Raw genomic sequence first — 15,651 nt, 5'->3', positions numbered from 1 at the left:
GGGGGCTCTCACGCGGACGAGCCGGACGATCGGAGACATCAGCGGTGGGCGACGGCACGCCATCCACGGGGGATTTCGGGCAGCGGTTGCGCCATCTGCGGACCCGCGCCGGACTGAGCCAGGAAGCCCTCGCGCACGCCGCCCAGGTGAGTGTCAGGGCGCTCGCGGACATGGAACGCGGGCGTACCCGGGGGCCGCAGCGCCGTACGGTGCGGGCGCTGTCCGAAGCGCTGGGACTGGACGACGACGAGGCGGCGCGCCTGGAGGAGTCCGCCGCCCTCGGCCGTCCCCGCCCCCGGCCGGCCGCCGGCCCGCCCGGCCCCGGCACCCTGGCCCTGCCGCGCGACATCCAGGACTTCACCGCGCGCGGACCGGCCCTCGCCCGCCTGCTGCACCTGGCGCGGGACGCCGCTCCGGGCCGGCCGGGGGTCAGCGTGATCGCCGGGCAGCCCGGCCTGGGCAAGACCACCTTCGCGGTGCATGCCGCGCACTGCCTCGCCCCGCACTTCCCCGACGGGCAGTTCGCCCTGGACCTGCACGGCATGGACCCGGAGCCGACCACCCCCCGGGACGCGCTGGCCCGGCTGCTGGGCGCGCTGGGAGTCTCCGAGGACGCGCTGCCGGCCGGCACCGACGACCGCGCCGGCCTGTGGCGGTCCCTGGCCGGTGACCGGCGCATGCTCCTGCTGCTGGACAACGCCTCCGACGAGGCCCAGGTCAGCCCCCTGCTGCCCGGCACCGGTCCGTCCCTGACCCTCGTCACCAGCCGCCACACCCTGGCGGGTCTGGAGTCCGTCCACCGCACGGATCTGGCCCTGCTGCGGCGCGAGGAGGCGGTGGAACTGCTGACCCGCATCATCGGCCCGGACCGGGTGCGGGCGGAGGCACAGGCCGCACGCGACCTCGCCGACCTGTGCGGGCACCTCCCGCTGGCCGTCCGGATCGCCGGCCAGCGGCTCCTCAGCCGCCCGCACGAACGCCTCGGCAAGCTCGTCGCCCGCCTCGCCGCCGAGGGCCGGCGGCTGGACGGCCTCCAGGCCGGAAGCCTGCGGGTGCGCGCCGCCTTCGCGCTCTCGTACCGTCAGCTGCCCCCGGCCTCACGGACCTTGCTGCGCCGTGCCGCACTGGCCGCCGGCCCCGACTTCAGCCCGGAGACCGGCGCGCTCCTGGCCGGCCTGTCCCACGACGAGACGGTCGCCCGCACCGAGGAACTGACCGACGCCGGTCTGCTGCAGAGCGATGCCACCGCCGAGCGGTACCGCTTCCACGACCTGCTCAGGCTCTACGCGGCCGAACAGGCCGAGGCCGAGGACGGGCCCGAGGTCCGTGCCGCCGCCCTCGACCGGACCGCGCACTGGATGCTGCGCCGGGCCACCGCCGCCGCACTGCACTTCGACGTCGGCCACGAGGTGACCGGTGCGCAGGGCGACCCGGACCCGGACACGGCGCCCACCGGCCGGGAAGAGGCACGGGCGTGGCTGGAGGCGGAGCGGGCCCAGTGGCTCGCCGCCCTGCGCCGGGCCCACGACACCGGCCGGCACCGGGAGGTCCTGGACACGGCGGAGGCGATGCACTGGTTCTCCGACCTGAACCAGCACTGGGAGCTGTGGGTGGAGGTGTTCCGGCGCTCCGCCGACGCCGCCCGCCGCCTGGGCAGCAGACGGGAGGAGGCGGTGCACCTCAACTACCTGGCCTGGGCCTACAACCTCTGCGTCCACGACCCCCGAGCCGCCCTGACGAGCGCGGACGCCGCGCTCACGGCGGCCCGCGACTGCGGGGACGGGCTGCAGGAGGGCTGGGCCCTCGGCTACGGCGCGGGCGCGCTCAACCGGCTGGGCCGCATGGAGGAGGCACAGAACCGCCTGCGCGACGCGGCCCTTTGCCTCGCCTCGCAGGATTCACCGCAGGGCCGGCTGGCCGAGCTGTCGGTCCTCAACAGCCTCGGCACCCTGCTGCGCCAGACCGGCCGGGCGGCCGAGGCCCTGGACGTCCACCGCCGCAGCGAGCGGATCTGCCGGGCGGGGGTTCCGGGCCGGACCGAGGAGGTGATCGCGTTGTACCACGCGGTCGCCCGGCAGCAGATCGGCAACGACCTGGCGGCGCTGGGACGCTGGCAGGAGGCGGAGGCACCGCTGCGGCAGGCCCTCGCCGCCTTCGAGGCCGCGCAGATGCCCGCCTGGGCCGAGCAGGCCCGGCTCGATCTGGGCCAGGCGCTCGGTGCCGTGGGACACCCCGAGGCCAGGGAGACGCTGTCCGCCGCCCGTGACGCCCTGGCTGCGCTGAAAAGTCCACGGCGGGTCGAGGCCGACGCCGCGCTCGACGCGCTGGACCGGGCCACCGCCGGCACGTGAGGTCGCACGCGCGCGGACTCGGCGGACGCCGTGCGCCCCGGGCTACGGCTTGGTCACCGTGACGGTGATTCCGGCCGCCCGCATGGCTTCCACCGCCTGGCGAGACGCTTCCTTCGCGCCCGCGTGCGGCTGGTAGTAGTGGTCGCAGGAGATCGAGATCCGGAAGGTGTGGCCGTCCAGGCCCTGGGTCGCCAGCTCGATGAGGCGCTCGGCGCATCCGTCCGTACTTCCCGGCCGGCCCTTCCTGGAGGTGACCGGCAGCTTGGCGCCGGTCTGCGGGTCGTCGCGCTCGATGGTGGTGCAGGGGCTGGCGGTCAGTCCGGTGATGACCAGGGTGTTGACCGGTTGGAGCACTTCCGGGTGCTTCCAGACCACCGTCTCCAGCAGGTCGAGGATCGCGTCTTCGGCGTGGTCGCTGCTCGACTTGTCGTGGGCCTGTCTGGCGCTGGCGTAGACCCCCAGGTCCGTTCCGTTCAGGGAGGCGTCGAGGATCACCTGGTTGCGCGGATTGTGGGTGGCGAGGAACTCGTCACGGCCCTCCGGAGGGATCTCCATGCGCTGCGCGACATGTCCGGGGCGTGCCTGGCCGTGGCCCGTACCGCTCCGGTCGGTGCCGGGCGCCCGACGGGCCATCACCCGCTTCGCGTTGGCTTCCGCCTCCCGCTCGAAACGGTCGGACGGGTCGGAGATCCTGAGGCCCCTGCCGTCGTCGGTGCCCGCCACGGGCCCCTGGCGCTGCTGGATGACGTGGGTGAGTTCATGGGCGAGCGTGTGGGCGTCGGCACCGCCGTCACCGATGACGATGTGGTTGCCGGAGGTGTAGGCGCGGGCGCCCAGTTCGGTGGCCGACGCCCTGGCGGCGCTGTCGGAGTGCACGCGGACGTCGGAGAAGTCGGCGCCGAGCCGGGCCTCCATGTCCGAACGGGTGGCGTCGTCCAGCGGCCGGCCGCCCCCGCGGAGGACGTCCTGGACCGCGGAGCGCTGCACGTCGGGCTGCTGGTGCCCGCAGTCCGCACCGTGCTGGTGCTCGTCCGTGCGGTGCCCGCTCCGGCGGAGCAGCTGGACCACGGCCGCGTTCCCGGCGGTGCGCTGGAGGGAGCGCAGGTCCCGCGGCGCCGCCGGCGCTCCCGGGCGTACCACCGGTCCGGCGGCGCGGGTGCGGGCCGGAGCGTGGCCGTTGCCGGCGGTCGGCTGTCTGGCGTCGTCTCGTGTACGCACGCTGCCTCTTTTGGCGAGTGGACATCGACATCCCCTGTATACGCGGTCCGGGGCCGCCCCGGCCAGGCGCCGAAGGGCAGGAGTGCCTGCCCGAACGGACAGAATGGGAGTGCCCGCGGGGGCGGCGAGGTTCATCCGTGGCCCGAGCGTCTCGCCCCCCGGCTCGTCAACCGGTGACCCGACAGGGGAAAGAGGGGCGTATGAGCATCGATCGGCACCAGGAAGTAGCCGCGCTGCTGGACTGGGCCGGGCGGTGGGCCGGCGGCCGCGGCGATGTCGCCGGCCTGCTGCTCGCCGGCTCGTGGGCCAGGGGCGCGGCGCGCGACGACTCGGACGTGGATCTGGTCCTGCTGAGTGACGACCCCTCGGTGTACGACGCCGCGTCGTTGGAGGAGGAGTCGGCACTCGGAGCGTTCGTCACGACCCGCGACTGGGGGCCGGTCACCGAGTGGCGGTTCGTCCGGGAGTCCGGGCTGGAGATCGAGCTGTGCGTCGGGACCCCGGACTGGGCGAGCACCTCGCCCGTGGACGCGGGCACCCGCCGCGTGGTCCGCGACGGCGTACGCCCCCTGTACGACCCTCGCGGCCTGATCGCCGGGATCGTCGACGCGTGCGCGGGGTGACCGGCCCTCTCCGTCCTGCCCGCGACGGCCCGTGCGGGCGGTTCTCCGGCCCACCGCCACCTCCCGCGCGGGCCGGCCACCGCACCGGTGTCCGGATGTGTGGGATGCCTGTCCCCGTGGACATGGTGCCGCCCGGCCGCGCGGACAAGACTGAGGTCACAGCGCGACCTCGCGCGCAGGCCCGACAGACATGAGGTGGGACGATGACTGACGGAACACTGGCCGCCGGAGTCGGCGTGCCGGACACCAGGCTCACCCGGGAGGCGACCGAGCTGGTGCGGGACGAGACGAGCGAGCTGATCTATCACCACTCACGCCGGGTCTATCTGTTCGGTGCCCTCCAGGGCCGTCGGCGGGGCCTCGGCTTCGACCCGGAACTGCTCTACATCGGCGCCCTGTTCCACGACCTCGGCCTCGGCCGGCGCTTCCACGACAGCGGCCGGCGCTTCGAGGTCGACGGGGCGGACGCGGCCCGCCGGTTCCTGCGGGAACACCACGTGCCCGAGGACGGCGTGCGCCGCGTGTGGACGGCCATCGCCCTGCACACCACGCCCGGCATCCCGGAGTTCATGGAACCCGAGGTCGCCCTGGTCACCGCCGGTGTGGAGTACGACGTGCTGGGCATCGGCTACGACGACATCTCCCCCGCCGACCGCGCGGCCGTCCTCGCGCTGCACCCCCGTCCCGGTTTCAAGCGGCGGATCCTGGAGGCCTTCACCGAGGGCATCCGCCCCAAGCCCGGGACGACCTTCGGAAACATCAAGGCGGACGTCCTGGAGCACTACGTGCCGGGATTCGAACGGGGCGATTTCGTACGGGCCGTCCTCGACTCGCCGTGGCCGGAGTGAGCGGCCGGCGGCCACGGCAGGTCGTGGCGATCCTGGCCTTCCCCGGCGTCCAGCTGCTGGACGTGGCCGGGCCCGCCGAGGTCTTCACCGCGGCGAACGCCTACGGGGCCCGGTACGACGTGCGGATCGTCTCCGCCGCTGACGGACCGGTGACCACCTCCGCCGCCGTCCTGCTGGACGCCGGCAGCGGCCGGCAGGAGCTGCCGGAGCGGGTGGGAACCCTGCTGGTGCCGGGGCGGCGGGAATGGCGCGAGGCCGTCGCCGACCCGGCACTGGTGGCCATGACGGGGGACCTGGCCGGCCGTGCCCGCCGCGTGGCCTCGGTGTGCGCCGGTGCCTTCATGCTCGCCGAAGCCGGGCTGCTCGACGGGCGGCGGGCCGCCACCCACTGGCGGCTGGCCCCCGAACTGGCGCTCCGCTATCCCGAGGTCACCGTGGAGCCGGACGCCCTGTTCGTCCGCGACGGTCACGTGATCACCTCGGCCGGGGTCACGGCGGGCATCGACCTCGCCCTCGCCCTGGTCGAGGAGGACCACGGGCCCGACGTGGCCCGGGAGGTCGCACGGGAACTCGTGGTCTTCATGGCGCGCCCGGGAGGGCAGTCGCAGTTCAGCGCGCGGCTGACCCTGCGGGAGTCCACGCATCCCATCGTCCGGCAGGTCATGGACCTCATCGGCGCGGATCCGGGTGCGGACCACGACCTGACCGCTCTGGCGCGCGGCGCCGGGGTGAGCGTACGGCACCTCAACCGGCTGTTCCGGTCTCACGTCGGGACGACCGTCGGGCGCTACACCGAGGCGATCCGCCTGGAAGCGGCGCAGGCCCTGCTGGAGTCGGGCACCGAGTCCGTGGACACCGTCGCGGCACGTGCCGGTTTCGGCTCCGCCGAGGCGATGCGCCGGGCGTTCCAGAACGCGCTGGGTGTCTCACCGACGGTCTACCGGGCCCGTTTCCGCACGACGGTCCCCGGGTGAGTCCGGCCTGCCCGGGCCGGTCCGGTGCCACCGTGCGGACGAGGCAGCGGCTGATCCTCGCCCCGGTCCTGCCGGGCGGCGAGCAGCGCCCCCTCATGGCGCGCCCGCGCCTTCCGGGGGCGCCCGGCACCTGGTCCTACACGGCCGGGGCCGCCAGGCGGAAGCCCACACCGATCGCTTCGAGATCCGGTTCATAGGCACCGTGCCTGCGGGCGCAGCGGGCGAGGTCGCGGTCGTGGCGGAAGGCGCCGCCCCGGGTGATGTGCGGGTCGAACGCCCAGTCCTCGGTGGTCGGTACGCCGGCGGGCGCGCCGGGGTAAGGGGCGTAGCGGGTGGCGGTCCACTCGTCGGCGTTGCCCGCCATGTCCAGCACCCCGAAAGGGCTGGCGCCCTCGGGGAACGAGCCGACGGGTGTCGTGGTGCCGATGCCGAGGTCCACCAGATTGGCCAGGCCGGTGCGGTACTCGTCGCCCCAGGGGAACTCACGGTCGTCGTCGCCCCGTGCCGCCCGCTCCCACTCGTCCTCGGTGGGCAGCCGTACCCCGAGACCGCCCAGCCGTTCCCCGAGCCACCGGCAGTAGGCCGTCGCCGCTTCCCAGGCGACCCCGATGACCGGGTGGTCCGTCGGCGCCTCGGGGACCGGTCGGCCCGTGGCCGCCGCGAAGGGTGCCCACTGGCCCACCGTGACCGGGGTGCGGGCGATCCGGAACGCCGGGACGTGGATCTCCGCGCGCGGGGCTTCCTTCAGGTACCACTCCATGGGCACGCCGGTGTCCGCGTAACGGCGGGCCACTGCCGCCACCTCGCCGGCCGGCGTGCCCCGACGCACCACCCCGGCCGGAATGTCGACCCAGTCCACTTGCTCCACCTGCACGGCTCCTCCTCGGCTCGAGCGGACGGATCTCATGATCGCCCCCTCGGGCCGGGCGTCCATCGGCCGATGGACCTGCCGCGGCAGCGACTTTGGACCGAGGACGCCGGTCCCGGGAACCGGTCCCTCGCCGGCGTCAGGGGATCCGGGCCTCGATCCGGGCGAGCTGGGCGGCGAGGATCTCTTCGAAGGCGGCGCGGCGGTCCGCTCCGAGGGGGCGGATGTCGCGCGCGAAGTGGGCCAGGGCGGGGAAGCGTTCGGGGCCGGCGCCGAGCACCGCGACGCGGAACTGTTCCATGGCCTGTTCGTACTCCTCGGCGGTGATGGTGCTGATGCCGGCCTCCGAGGTGATCAGCGCGGCGAGGAGGATCACGATGCGGTGGTACCGCACCGGGACCTCCTCGTCGGGCAGGCCGGACGCGCGCAGGGCCTGCAGCACCTCCTCCATGACCAATCGGGACCCGGTGCCGCCGGAGGCGTAGCGCCCCCACACCGCCGCGAGTTGGGGTTGCTCGCCGAAGGCCTCACGCAGGCGCAGGGCCAGGGCGGTGATGCGCTGCTTCAAGTGGTGGACCGCGCCGAGGTGGTGATCATCGCCGTGCGCCGCCAGGACCACCGGGAGGCACTCGCCCGCTGACGGTGGACGACGACAGGACCGTGGTCAGTCTGATGGCCGGCGTCGCCGCCGACGACCTGCGCCGAACCCTCGCCACCGGTGCCCCCGTCGTCCGCGCCATCCCGCTGCCCGCGGTGCGCGAGCGCCGCTCGGTCACCGTGACCTGCCCCTCCCGTCCGGCAGTGGAATCCCCCTTCGAACGGCTGGGCGGGACACTCCCCGTCGCGGACGAGGACGCCTTCGACGTCTTCTCCGCACTGACCGGAACGCTCACCGCCCACTACGCCTACCTGGCCACGCTCACCGCGTGGGCCACCGGCCACGGCATCGCTGCCGACGCCGCCGAACGCTGCGTACGCGATCTCTTCCGGAACGTCGGCCACTCCCTGCGCGACGAGACGCGCCCTCTGCACCGACTCGCCGCCGACCACGGAACACCGAACGGCAACAACGAACGCATCCGCACCACCTGGTTCAGTCAGGCCAACGCCGCAGCCCTCGAGAAGGCACTGGACGGCCTCCTCGCCGATCTGGGGCAAGACCGTCCGCGCGGGAAGGGTTTCCGGGGCATCCCTGACCCGGCCCCGTACATCCCGACCCCGTGCATCCCGGCCACGCGCCTGGCGGACGGAGAGCGCTCAGGGGCGGGAACGGTGGTAATGGCGGCGGGCGCGGTCCCGGTTGCCGCAGTCGCCTGAACTGCACCAGCGGCGCGTGCCGCTGCGGCTGCGGTCGAGGAAGAACCATCCGCAGCCCGGGCCCTCACAGCGCCTGATCCGGCGCACGAGCGGACCGGCGAGGAGTTCGTCGGCCCGCAGGGCCAGGGCATGGGCGAGGTCCGCGAACCCGGTCACCCGCACCTGCCAGCGCAGCGGCAACACCGCCGGCAGGTCGGCTTGCTGACGGGCCGTCACGATCGACCGACGGAGGATCCCCCAAGGACCGTCCGGCAGGCGGCTGTTGTCGGCCAGCGCGTCCAGCACGTCCCACAGGGCGCTCCTCAGGGTCTCCAGGGCCGCGAGTTCGTACGAGGCGCGGGACGGGTCGGCCCGCCCGTCCGGCGAGGCGGGGCCCAGGAGCACTGTCGCCTCCTCGGCGGTGAACAGCTCGGCGCGGCCGGCCCAGCGGATCCATGCCTCGACGCCCTCCACGCGAGTGGCGCGGCGACCGGGGTCCGTACGCCAGGCGACCGTGTTGGCGAAGTCGAGGACGGGGTGCCCGCCGATGAGGGTTACTTCCGCGTGGGTCGGGCGTGCCCCGGGTCCCCTGCCGGCCGTGTCCTGGGCTCTGTTCACCTTCACCACCCTAACCATCCCTCTCGCCTAATGGTCATCATCCTTTATGCCTGTTAGGTTGCGGTCATGTCCAAACAACTGCCCTCGCACGAGGGTGCGTTACCCCGGCACCGCCTGCGCGCGGGACTGCGCGTCGGGTTCGCCCTCGGGACGGCCTCGTTCCTGCTGGCCGTGAGCTTCGGGGCGGTGACGCAGTCGCAGGGGTGGGCCGCGGCCGGCGCCGTCCTCTGCTCCATGGCCGTCTTCTCCGCTTCGGCGCAGTTCGCCCTCGTCTCGACGCTCGGCGCGGGCGGCGGGGTCGCCTCGGCCGTCGTCGCCGCCGCCCTCGTCAACGCGCGTTTCCTGCCCATGGGCGTGTCGGTCTCCGGTGCCCTTCGCGGAGGGCGGCTGCGCCGGGCGGCGGAGGCCCAGGCCGTGGTGGACGGCTCATGGGCCGCCGCGCACCGGGGCGGCGGCCGCTTCGACCGGCCGGTGCTGTTCGCCGCCAGTGCCGTCCAGTGGGTCCTGTGGGTCGCGGGCACCGCGCTCGGCGCCGTGCTGGCACCCAGCCCGCGGCTGCTGGCCTCGCTGGGGCTGGACGTGGTGGCGCCCGCCATGTTCCTGTTCCTCCTTCTCGACGCGCCGCGAACCGGCCGCCCGTACTGGACGACCGCGCTGCTGGGCGGAACCGTCGCCGCGGGACTGTCCTTCCTCCTCCCTGCCGGACCCGCGCTGACCGGCGCCGCCTGCGCGTCCCTGACGGCCCTGGCACGCCCCCTGCCGAAGGACGACCAGGACGGTCCGCGGTGGCGGCACCCGAGCGACCGAACCGGAACGGAGCCCGCGTCATGACCCCATGGCCGGCCATCGCGGCCGTCGCCGCCCTCAGTTTCGCGCTCAAAGCCGCCGGTCCGGCCGTGCTCGGCGAGCGGGAGCTGCCCCCTCGCGCCCGGGCGGTGATCGCGCTCATGGCTCCCGCGCTGCTGGCGGGACTCGTCACCGCCGAGGTCGCCGGCGACAAGTGGCGAACGGTCGACCCCGCCCTCCTGGCGGCCCTGGCGGCCGTCCCGCTCCTCCGCCGGTGCCGGCTGCCCATGCCCGCCGTCCTGGTCGGCGCAGCCCTCGTGGCCGCCACCGTACGCGGGCTGACGAGCTGACCGCCCGGATGTTCCCCGAGTGCATCTGGGGGATCACCCCACCTGGTTTCAGGGCTTTCCCGGAGTGCGCCGAGGCATCCGCCGACCGTAGCGTGCAGTCATGCCAACTTCCCGGCACCTCATGGTATTCGTGACCTGTGCGGCGGTGCTCGCCACCCTCGCGACGACCGCCACCGCCGCCACCGCCGGCCCCGACCCATTGGCCCGCTTCCACAGTCAGCACGTCGACTGGCACGCCTGCGCCCTCGGCCCCGGAGACGAGCTCGGCCGGAGGCTGGACTCCGCCGGCGCCGACTGCGCCGGCATCGCCGTGCCGCTCGACTACGCCGAGCCCGGCGGTCGCACCCTCACCGTCGCCATATCCCGCCTGAAGGCCACCGACACCGCCCACCGCGTCGGCCCGCTGCTGTTCAACGACGGCGGCCCGGCCGGCCCCGGGCTCCACATGCCGCTGACCAAGTCGGAGGTGATGGGAACGGTCGCCGGCCGTTACGACCTGATCGGCATGGATCCGCGCTTCGTCGGCCGGAGCACCCCGCTGGACTGCGGCTGGAACCTCGGCTCGGCACCGCTGCGCTCCGCGGGCACCGGCCCGGCGGCCTACCGCGAGGAAGTCACCCTCGCCCGCGAACTGGCCCGGCAGTGCGAACGCGCCCAGGGCGAGGTGCTGCCGTACGTGACCACCCGCAACACCGCCCGCGACATGGACGTCATCCGCGCCGCCCTCGGCGCCGACACCCTGTCCTACGTCGGTTACTCGTACGGCAGTTACCTCGGCGAGGTCTACACCCAGCTCTTTCCCGGCCGCACCGGACGCATGGTCCTGGACGGCGTCATGTTCCCGCCGCGCTACAGTCCCGCCCTCCTGCGCGGCGCCGAGGCGGCCAACGAGGCGGCCCTGCGCGCCTGGGCATCGTGGGCCGCCACGCGGGACGGCACCTACGGGCTGGGCGCCACGCGCGGCCAGGTCCTGGCCACCGTGAAGCACCTCCTCGACGCCGCCGCGCGGAGACCACTGCGCATCGGCAAGGAGTACCTGCTGGACGAGCACGTGCTGCCCACCGTCCTCCTCGGCGGTCTCGGCAGCGATCTCGACGAGCGGCGCGCCGACCTGGCCGACACCGTACGGCTCCTGGCACGCGCCGCGGACCGCGAACCGGTCGAACCGTCCGACCGGCTGGCCGGGCAGCTGGAGTTCCTGCTGACCGGCGCGGGCTCGGCCGCCGCCGGACAGATGACCGCGATCATCTGCGGTGACGTGGCGGAGCGACGCGGTGTCCGCAGCTACTGGCGTGCGGTCGAGACCTCCCGCGAGCGGTTCCCCCTGAGCGGGCCGGTGGCCGGCAACATCACTCCCTGCGAGTTCTGGGACCGGCCCGCCGAGGCGCCGACCGTACTCGACAACGACGTCCCGGCCCTGCTGGTCGCCGCCACCGGCGACCCCCGCACCCCCTACGCCGGCGCGGAGGCCATGCGCGGGCAGTGGCCCGGCTCCCGGCTCCTCACCGTGCGGGGTGCCCGCCAGCACGGCCTGTACGGCGAGTACGGCAACGCGTGTGTCGACACCCTCGTCAACGGCTACCTGCGCTCGGGGCGGCTGCCCCCGCACGACCCGGCCTGCGAGGCGTCGGATCCGCGCGTGCCCCATCAGGAGCCCCCTGCTGAGCGACAGGTCACCCTCGGGGGGAGCTGCCCGGTCGCCTCACTCCTGGGGCGCCGTCCGTCACGCCCCCGCGCTTCCGCATCCCCCGCCGTCGCCCGCGCCACACCCACCGCCGTCGCCCGCGCCGGCACACCCGAACGCGCCCCAAAGCCCTGACGTGCCGCCACCGATGGCAGAGGAACCACCGTAGGCCGGGTCCCCAGCCCTCCAGGTCTCCGGGGTGACCAGCGCCCCGAACTCCGGGTCCCGCGAGGCGGCCAGCCCGCCGAGGGCCACCGCGCCCACCGGGGTGACGGCGAGAGCGGACAGAGCGCCGCCCGGACGCCAGGGCGCCGGACGCTCCCGCTCACCGCGCAGGATGCCGAGCGTCGACCGGACGCGGTACGGCACCCGGTCCCGGGCCGGCCTGACGAGCGTGGCGGTGGCGGCCGCGCTCGCCGACAGGGCCGCACCGGCCCACCAGCGGCCCGGAGTACCGGCAGCGACGTCCCACACCGTGAGCACCGGGGTCAGGACCGCCGACCACCACAGCAGGCGCCGCGCACGGTACTGCCGGCGTCCCAGGGCGGAGTGGATCAGCAGGCCCTCCGCCTCCAGGCGATCACCGAACGTCCGCACCGCACGGCTCTCGGCGGTCCGGGCCACCAGCTTGCCCACCCGCTCGCTGCGGGAGATGCCCGCCGCCTCGATGAGCGCCTTCTCGATCCCGGCCGCCGCCCCGGTCGGGTGCACGCCGTCATGGACGGTGGCCGTGCCGTCCTCCGCCACGGTCAGCCGGCCCTGCCCGGCCATCCGGTACAGCACCGTCGCCGCCAGCCGCCGCGGCCCGCCGGCCAGGAAGGCCAGTTCCTCGACGGACAGGTCGTCACGGACCGGCACCTCCGTCCGCAGCATCGCCGCGATCCGCACGGCGACGATGAGCCGGTACCCGATCGCGCCCGCCGTCAGGACCAGCGCCGCGAGACAAACCCCTTCGTACGGCATCGTCATTCCCCCCGTCGCCCCCGTCCGCCCAGGGTGGTTGTCCCCACGACGGGAGATCGACAAGCTCACCGGCAGCGTCCCCGCACGTCCGGCGGCCGGGGTCAGTGGTTCAGCGTTCAGTGGTTCACGGTTCAAGAGGGGTCCGTCGTCCCGTACGCGGTACCGGATACCTGCCAGCACTGCCGCCACACTCATCGGAGGCCCTCATGCAGCGCGCCCGGAACCTCGCACGCTGGGTCGCAGCCGGCGCCCTGGCCACTTCCGTCGCCGTCGCCGTCCCGGCCACGGCCGCCCCCGGCTCACCTGCCTGTGACCACGTCGCCCTGTCCTGGGCAGGTGGCACGGCCGAGCAGGGCGGCGGCAGCGACCGGCAGGAGACGGCCCGCGTCCAGGTCAAGAACACCGGGGACCGCGCCTGCTCCCTGCTCGGCGCGCCGTCGGTCGAGCTCACCACGAACGGCGTGCCGGAAAGGCTGCTCCAGCAGCGCGGAGGCCACAGCGTGGATCTCGCCCCCGGCAGGACCGCGACGTTCACCATCACCTTCCTCGGCGACACCGGGAAGAACGGGAACGAGATCATCCGTCCCGACCAGGCCGTTGTCACCCTGCCCGGCGGCACCGTGAAGACCCTCACGTGGCGGTGGGGCAGCGTGACCCGGCAGGAGGCCGCCAGTCGCCCGGGCAACTACGTCAGCCCGGTCACCTGACCCGTACCGCGCCGCCCGGCGACCCGGGCCCCAGCGGGAGAGCGGGCGGTGTCACGAGGTCAGCGTGATGTGCCGGGTCTCGTCGGCCGTGTCCACACATTCCTGGTACGGGTTCGGGTCGCCCTGCCGTTCCTGGCAGCGCCACACGGTACCGTCCGCGTCGACCGTGGTGACCGCTCCGCTCCCCCGCGTCCCGGTCCCGGTGTAGGCGCCCGCCACCCGCAGGGCGACCGCGCAGTCCTCCGTGCTTCCGGCCGACACCGCCAGGCCCGTGGCGCTGTCCGTCCCGCAGACCACGCTCGGTGCCCCCGCGCCACCGGTCTCGGCGGAGACCGCCGCCGGGGCGGAAAGCCCCAGCAGGGCCAGGCTCACCAGCGCCCCGGCCCTCACTGTTCCCATTCGGTTCATACGCAGATCCCATGATCTCGGCAGTTGTCCGGACGACGGCTCTCACGGCCCCCTGGACCGGCGGCAGGCAGTGCACGCGGACCAGGAGCCCGGCGTCCCTCGCCCACCACGATGAGCCCGCCCGTCGAGCGGCGCCACTTGTACGGCCCGCCTCGGGTACGCGGCGAACGGCCGCTCACCGGCCGGCCGCCACCGTCCGCAGGTAGGCGCCCAGCCGGGCGACGGCCGACGGGTTGCGGGGGCTCTCGACCAGGTCGGCGTAGTCGAGGGAGACGATCCTGCGGTGCTTGACGGCGGAGACGTTCCGCAGCGGGGGGTAGGAGAGCAGGAACTCCTTCTTCCGCTCGGCGCTGACATCGCCGTAGTCGCAGATGACGATGACCTCCGGGTTCCGCCGCACGACGGTCTCCCAGCCGATCACGGCCCAGGAGTCCGCCAGATCGTGCATGACGTTGACGCCGCCGGCTTCCGTGATGATCTGTTCCGGGGCGGCGTAACGGCCGGAGGTGAAAGGTGCGTCCCGGCCGCTGTCGTAGAGGAAGACCGAGGGACGGTCGGCTCCCCGGGGCGCCTCGGCCCGCACCTGTGCGATCTGCTTCCTGAAGCCGGCGATCAGCGCGGCCGCACGCTTCTCGACGCCGAAGAGTCTGCCGAGGTTGGTGAGGTCGGCGTAGAGGGCGTCCAGCGGTGGCATGATGCCGCGGGAGGAGGCCGAACGGCCGTTGCGGCAGGACTCGGTGAGGATGTACGACGGGATGCCGAGCTTCTCCAGGGCGTCGGGGGTGAAACCGCCGTCCTCGCGGAAACCGTAGTTCCAGCCGGCGAAGACGAGGTCGGCGCGGGCATCGAGGACGTTCTCCTTGGTGAGCTGGTCCTTGGACAGCCATGTCGTCTTCTCGTAGCCGTCCTTCCACGGCACACCGCGCAGGTCTCCCTTCTCGTCGGGCATGGCGAAGCCGGCCATGCGGTCCTCCAGACCCAGGGCGAACATCAGCTCCGTGATGCCGACGTCGTTGGTGACGACCCGCTCGGGGACCTTGTCGTAGGTCACCCGGCGACCGCAGTTGGTCAGGGTGACCGATGTCGAGGTCTTCGCGTTCCGCGACGGCTCGACCGAGGCACCGCAGCCGGTGGCGGTGGCGGCGAGACAGAGGGCGGTGGCGAGGAGTCGCTTGCGCATGGCGTCCTTCAGAGGGTGGTCGGGAGCAGGTCGAACAGCAACTGGCGGACGCCCGTCGCGGGGTGTCGGACGGTGTGGGCCCGGACGCCGAACACCTCTGCCAGCAGCGGGGGTTCGAGGACGTCGTGGGGTGGCCCGGAGGCGATGATCCGGCCGCCGTCGAGGACGTACAGGACATCGCAGTGGGCTGCCGCCAGGTTGAGGTCGTGGAGGGCGGCCAGTACGGTCAGGCCACTGCCGCGGACCAGGGACAGGACGTCCAGCTGATGGGCGATGTCGAGGTGGTTGGTGGGTTCGTCGAGGATCAGGACGCGGGGCTGCTGGGCGAGGGCGCGGGCGAGGAGGACGCGTTGCTTCTCGCCGCCCGACAGGCCGGGGAACCCGCGGTCGGCGAGGTGCGCGACGCCGGTGCGTTCCATCGCCCGGGCGCAGATCTCCCGGTCCGAGGCGGCCGTGCGGCCCTGGTGCGGCAGCCGTCCCATGGCGACCACCTCGGTGACGGTGAAGTCGAACTCGGCCGAGGATTCCTGCGGCAGCGCGGCCAGCACCCGGGCGGCGGCCCGGGGGTCCATGGCGTGCAGGTCACCGCCGTCCAGTCGCACCACTCCCCCGGACGGCCGCAGGGCCCGGTAGGCGGAGCGCAGCAGGGTCGTCTTGCCGCTGCCGTTGGGGCCGACGAGTCCGACGAACGCCCCGCTGTCCACGGTCAGGTCGACGTGCTCGACCAGGCGGGTTCCGGCGGCCTCGATCGTGACGTCGTCGATGTCGAGTCGCATG

Annotated in this window: 16 protein-coding genes and 1 pseudogene; 9 read left to right on the top strand and 8 right to left on the bottom strand. The window is 73.9% G+C overall.

What is annotated here, in order from left to right:
* The first annotated feature begins 44 nt into the window (after positions 1–44).
* Entirely contained in the window at positions 45–2,351 is a 2,307-nt protein-coding gene (locus AB0E62_RS21500; RefSeq protein ID WP_362195888.1) for a helix-turn-helix domain-containing protein, read from the top strand.
* A gap of 42 nt (positions 2,352–2,393) precedes the next feature.
* Here AB0E62_RS21500 and AB0E62_RS21495 read toward each other — a convergent pair whose 3' ends face one another.
* Complete coding sequence (locus tag AB0E62_RS21495) at positions 2,394–3,491, bottom strand: DUF4157 domain-containing protein (RefSeq protein WP_362196281.1); 1,098 nt, start codon at positions 3,489–3,491, stop codon at positions 2,394–2,396.
* A 278-nt stretch (positions 3,492–3,769) separates the two neighbouring features.
* On the opposite strand from AB0E62_RS21495, the gene AB0E62_RS21490 reads away from it, so the two are divergent.
* The 3 genes from AB0E62_RS21490 to AB0E62_RS21480 all read left to right on the top strand — a co-directional run bounded on the left by AB0E62_RS21490 (position 3,770) and on the right by AB0E62_RS21480 (position 6,014).
* Positions 3,770–4,192, top strand: coding sequence for a nucleotidyltransferase domain-containing protein (locus tag AB0E62_RS21490; RefSeq protein WP_362195885.1), 423 nt, complete (start codon positions 3,770–3,772; stop codon positions 4,190–4,192).
* A 203-nt stretch (positions 4,193–4,395) separates the two neighbouring features.
* The gene (locus tag AB0E62_RS21485) at positions 4,396–5,040 is read left to right on the top strand and encodes an HD domain-containing protein (protein WP_362195882.1); all 645 of its coding nucleotides are present in this window, start codon (positions 4,396–4,398) and stop codon (positions 5,038–5,040) included.
* Positions 5,041–5,063: 23 nt separating this feature from the next.
* Positions 5,064–6,014, top strand: coding sequence for a GlxA family transcriptional regulator (locus tag AB0E62_RS21480; protein WP_362196278.1), 951 nt, complete (start codon positions 5,064–5,066; stop codon positions 6,012–6,014).
* A gap of 136 nt (positions 6,015–6,150) precedes the next feature.
* Here AB0E62_RS21480 and AB0E62_RS21475 read toward each other — a convergent pair whose 3' ends face one another.
* Positions 6,151–6,921 carry a formylglycine-generating enzyme family protein gene (locus AB0E62_RS21475; RefSeq protein ID WP_362195879.1) on the bottom strand — a complete coding sequence of 257 codons (771 nt, stop codon included), beginning with the start codon at positions 6,919–6,921 and terminating at the stop codon, positions 6,151–6,153.
* Between the two features lie 100 nt (positions 6,922–7,021).
* A pseudogene (locus AB0E62_RS21470) lies at positions 7,022–7,447 on the bottom strand (TetR/AcrR family transcriptional regulator C-terminal domain-containing protein); the annotation flags it as partial.
* Positions 7,448–7,524: 77 nt separating this feature from the next.
* Between AB0E62_RS21470 and AB0E62_RS21465 the strand changes: the two are divergent.
* Positions 7,525–8,199, top strand: coding sequence for a hypothetical protein (locus AB0E62_RS21465; RefSeq protein ID WP_362195876.1), 675 nt, complete (start codon positions 7,525–7,527; stop codon positions 8,197–8,199).
* On the opposite strand, the gene AB0E62_RS21460 is transcribed toward AB0E62_RS21465, so the two are convergent.
* A complete protein-coding gene (locus AB0E62_RS21460) occupies positions 8,140–8,796 on the bottom strand; it encodes a CGNR zinc finger domain-containing protein (protein ID WP_362195873.1) in 657 nt (218 codons plus the stop codon). The genes AB0E62_RS21465 and AB0E62_RS21460 overlap by 60 nt on opposite strands.
* Before the next feature lie 66 nt (positions 8,797–8,862).
* On the opposite strand from AB0E62_RS21460, the gene AB0E62_RS21455 reads away from it, so the two are divergent.
* From AB0E62_RS21455 to AB0E62_RS21445, 3 genes are all read left to right on the top strand, one after another.
* A complete protein-coding gene (locus AB0E62_RS21455; protein ID WP_362195870.1) occupies positions 8,863–9,627 on the top strand; it encodes an AzlC family ABC transporter permease in 765 nt (254 codons plus the stop codon).
* Positions 9,624–9,932 carry an AzlD domain-containing protein gene (locus tag AB0E62_RS21450; protein ID WP_362195867.1) on the top strand — a complete coding sequence of 103 codons (309 nt, stop codon included), beginning with the start codon at positions 9,624–9,626 and terminating at the stop codon, positions 9,930–9,932. The genes AB0E62_RS21455 and AB0E62_RS21450 overlap by 4 nt, the downstream gene beginning before the upstream one ends.
* A gap of 100 nt (positions 9,933–10,032) precedes the next feature.
* Positions 10,033–11,751 carry an alpha/beta hydrolase gene (locus AB0E62_RS21445; protein WP_362195864.1) on the top strand — a complete coding sequence of 573 codons (1,719 nt, stop codon included), beginning with the start codon at positions 10,033–10,035 and terminating at the stop codon, positions 11,749–11,751.
* Here AB0E62_RS21445 and AB0E62_RS21440 read toward each other — a convergent pair.
* A complete protein-coding gene (locus tag AB0E62_RS21440; RefSeq protein WP_362195861.1) occupies positions 11,656–12,579 on the bottom strand; it encodes a TIGR04222 domain-containing membrane protein in 924 nt (307 codons plus the stop codon). The two genes, AB0E62_RS21445 and AB0E62_RS21440, sit on opposite strands and share 96 nt — an antisense overlap.
* A gap of 206 nt (positions 12,580–12,785) precedes the next feature.
* Between AB0E62_RS21440 and AB0E62_RS21435 the strand changes: the two genes are divergently transcribed.
* Entirely contained in the window at positions 12,786–13,286 is a 501-nt protein-coding gene (locus AB0E62_RS21435; protein ID WP_362195858.1) for a DUF4232 domain-containing protein, read from the top strand.
* Positions 13,287–13,337: 51 nt separating this feature from the next.
* Here AB0E62_RS21435 and AB0E62_RS21430 read toward each other — a convergent pair whose 3' ends face one another.
* The 3 genes from AB0E62_RS21430 to AB0E62_RS21420 all read right to left on the bottom strand — a co-directional run bounded on the left by AB0E62_RS21430 (position 13,338) and on the right by AB0E62_RS21420 (position 15,650).
* Positions 13,338–13,685 carry a hypothetical protein gene (locus tag AB0E62_RS21430; protein ID WP_362195855.1) on the bottom strand — a complete coding sequence of 116 codons (348 nt, stop codon included), beginning with the start codon at positions 13,683–13,685 and terminating at the stop codon, positions 13,338–13,340.
* A 184-nt stretch (positions 13,686–13,869) separates the two neighbouring features.
* The gene (locus tag AB0E62_RS21425; protein WP_362195852.1) at positions 13,870–14,874 is read right to left on the bottom strand and encodes an ABC transporter substrate-binding protein; all 1,005 of its coding nucleotides are present in this window, start codon (positions 14,872–14,874) and stop codon (positions 13,870–13,872) included.
* 8 nt (positions 14,875–14,882) lie between these two features.
* Positions 14,883–15,650 carry an ABC transporter ATP-binding protein gene (locus tag AB0E62_RS21420; protein WP_362195849.1) on the bottom strand — a complete coding sequence of 256 codons (768 nt, stop codon included), beginning with the start codon at positions 15,648–15,650 and terminating at the stop codon, positions 14,883–14,885.
* Between the last annotated feature and the right edge of the window lies 1 nt (position 15,651).

Source organism: Streptomyces sp. NPDC038707 (assembly GCF_040636485.1).
In the GTDB taxonomy this organism is placed as follows: domain Bacteria; phylum Actinomycetota; class Actinomycetes; order Streptomycetales; family Streptomycetaceae; genus Streptomyces.
The sequence above is the reverse complement of the archived record's forward strand: the minus strand, read 5'-3'. Positions and strand labels throughout refer to the sequence as shown.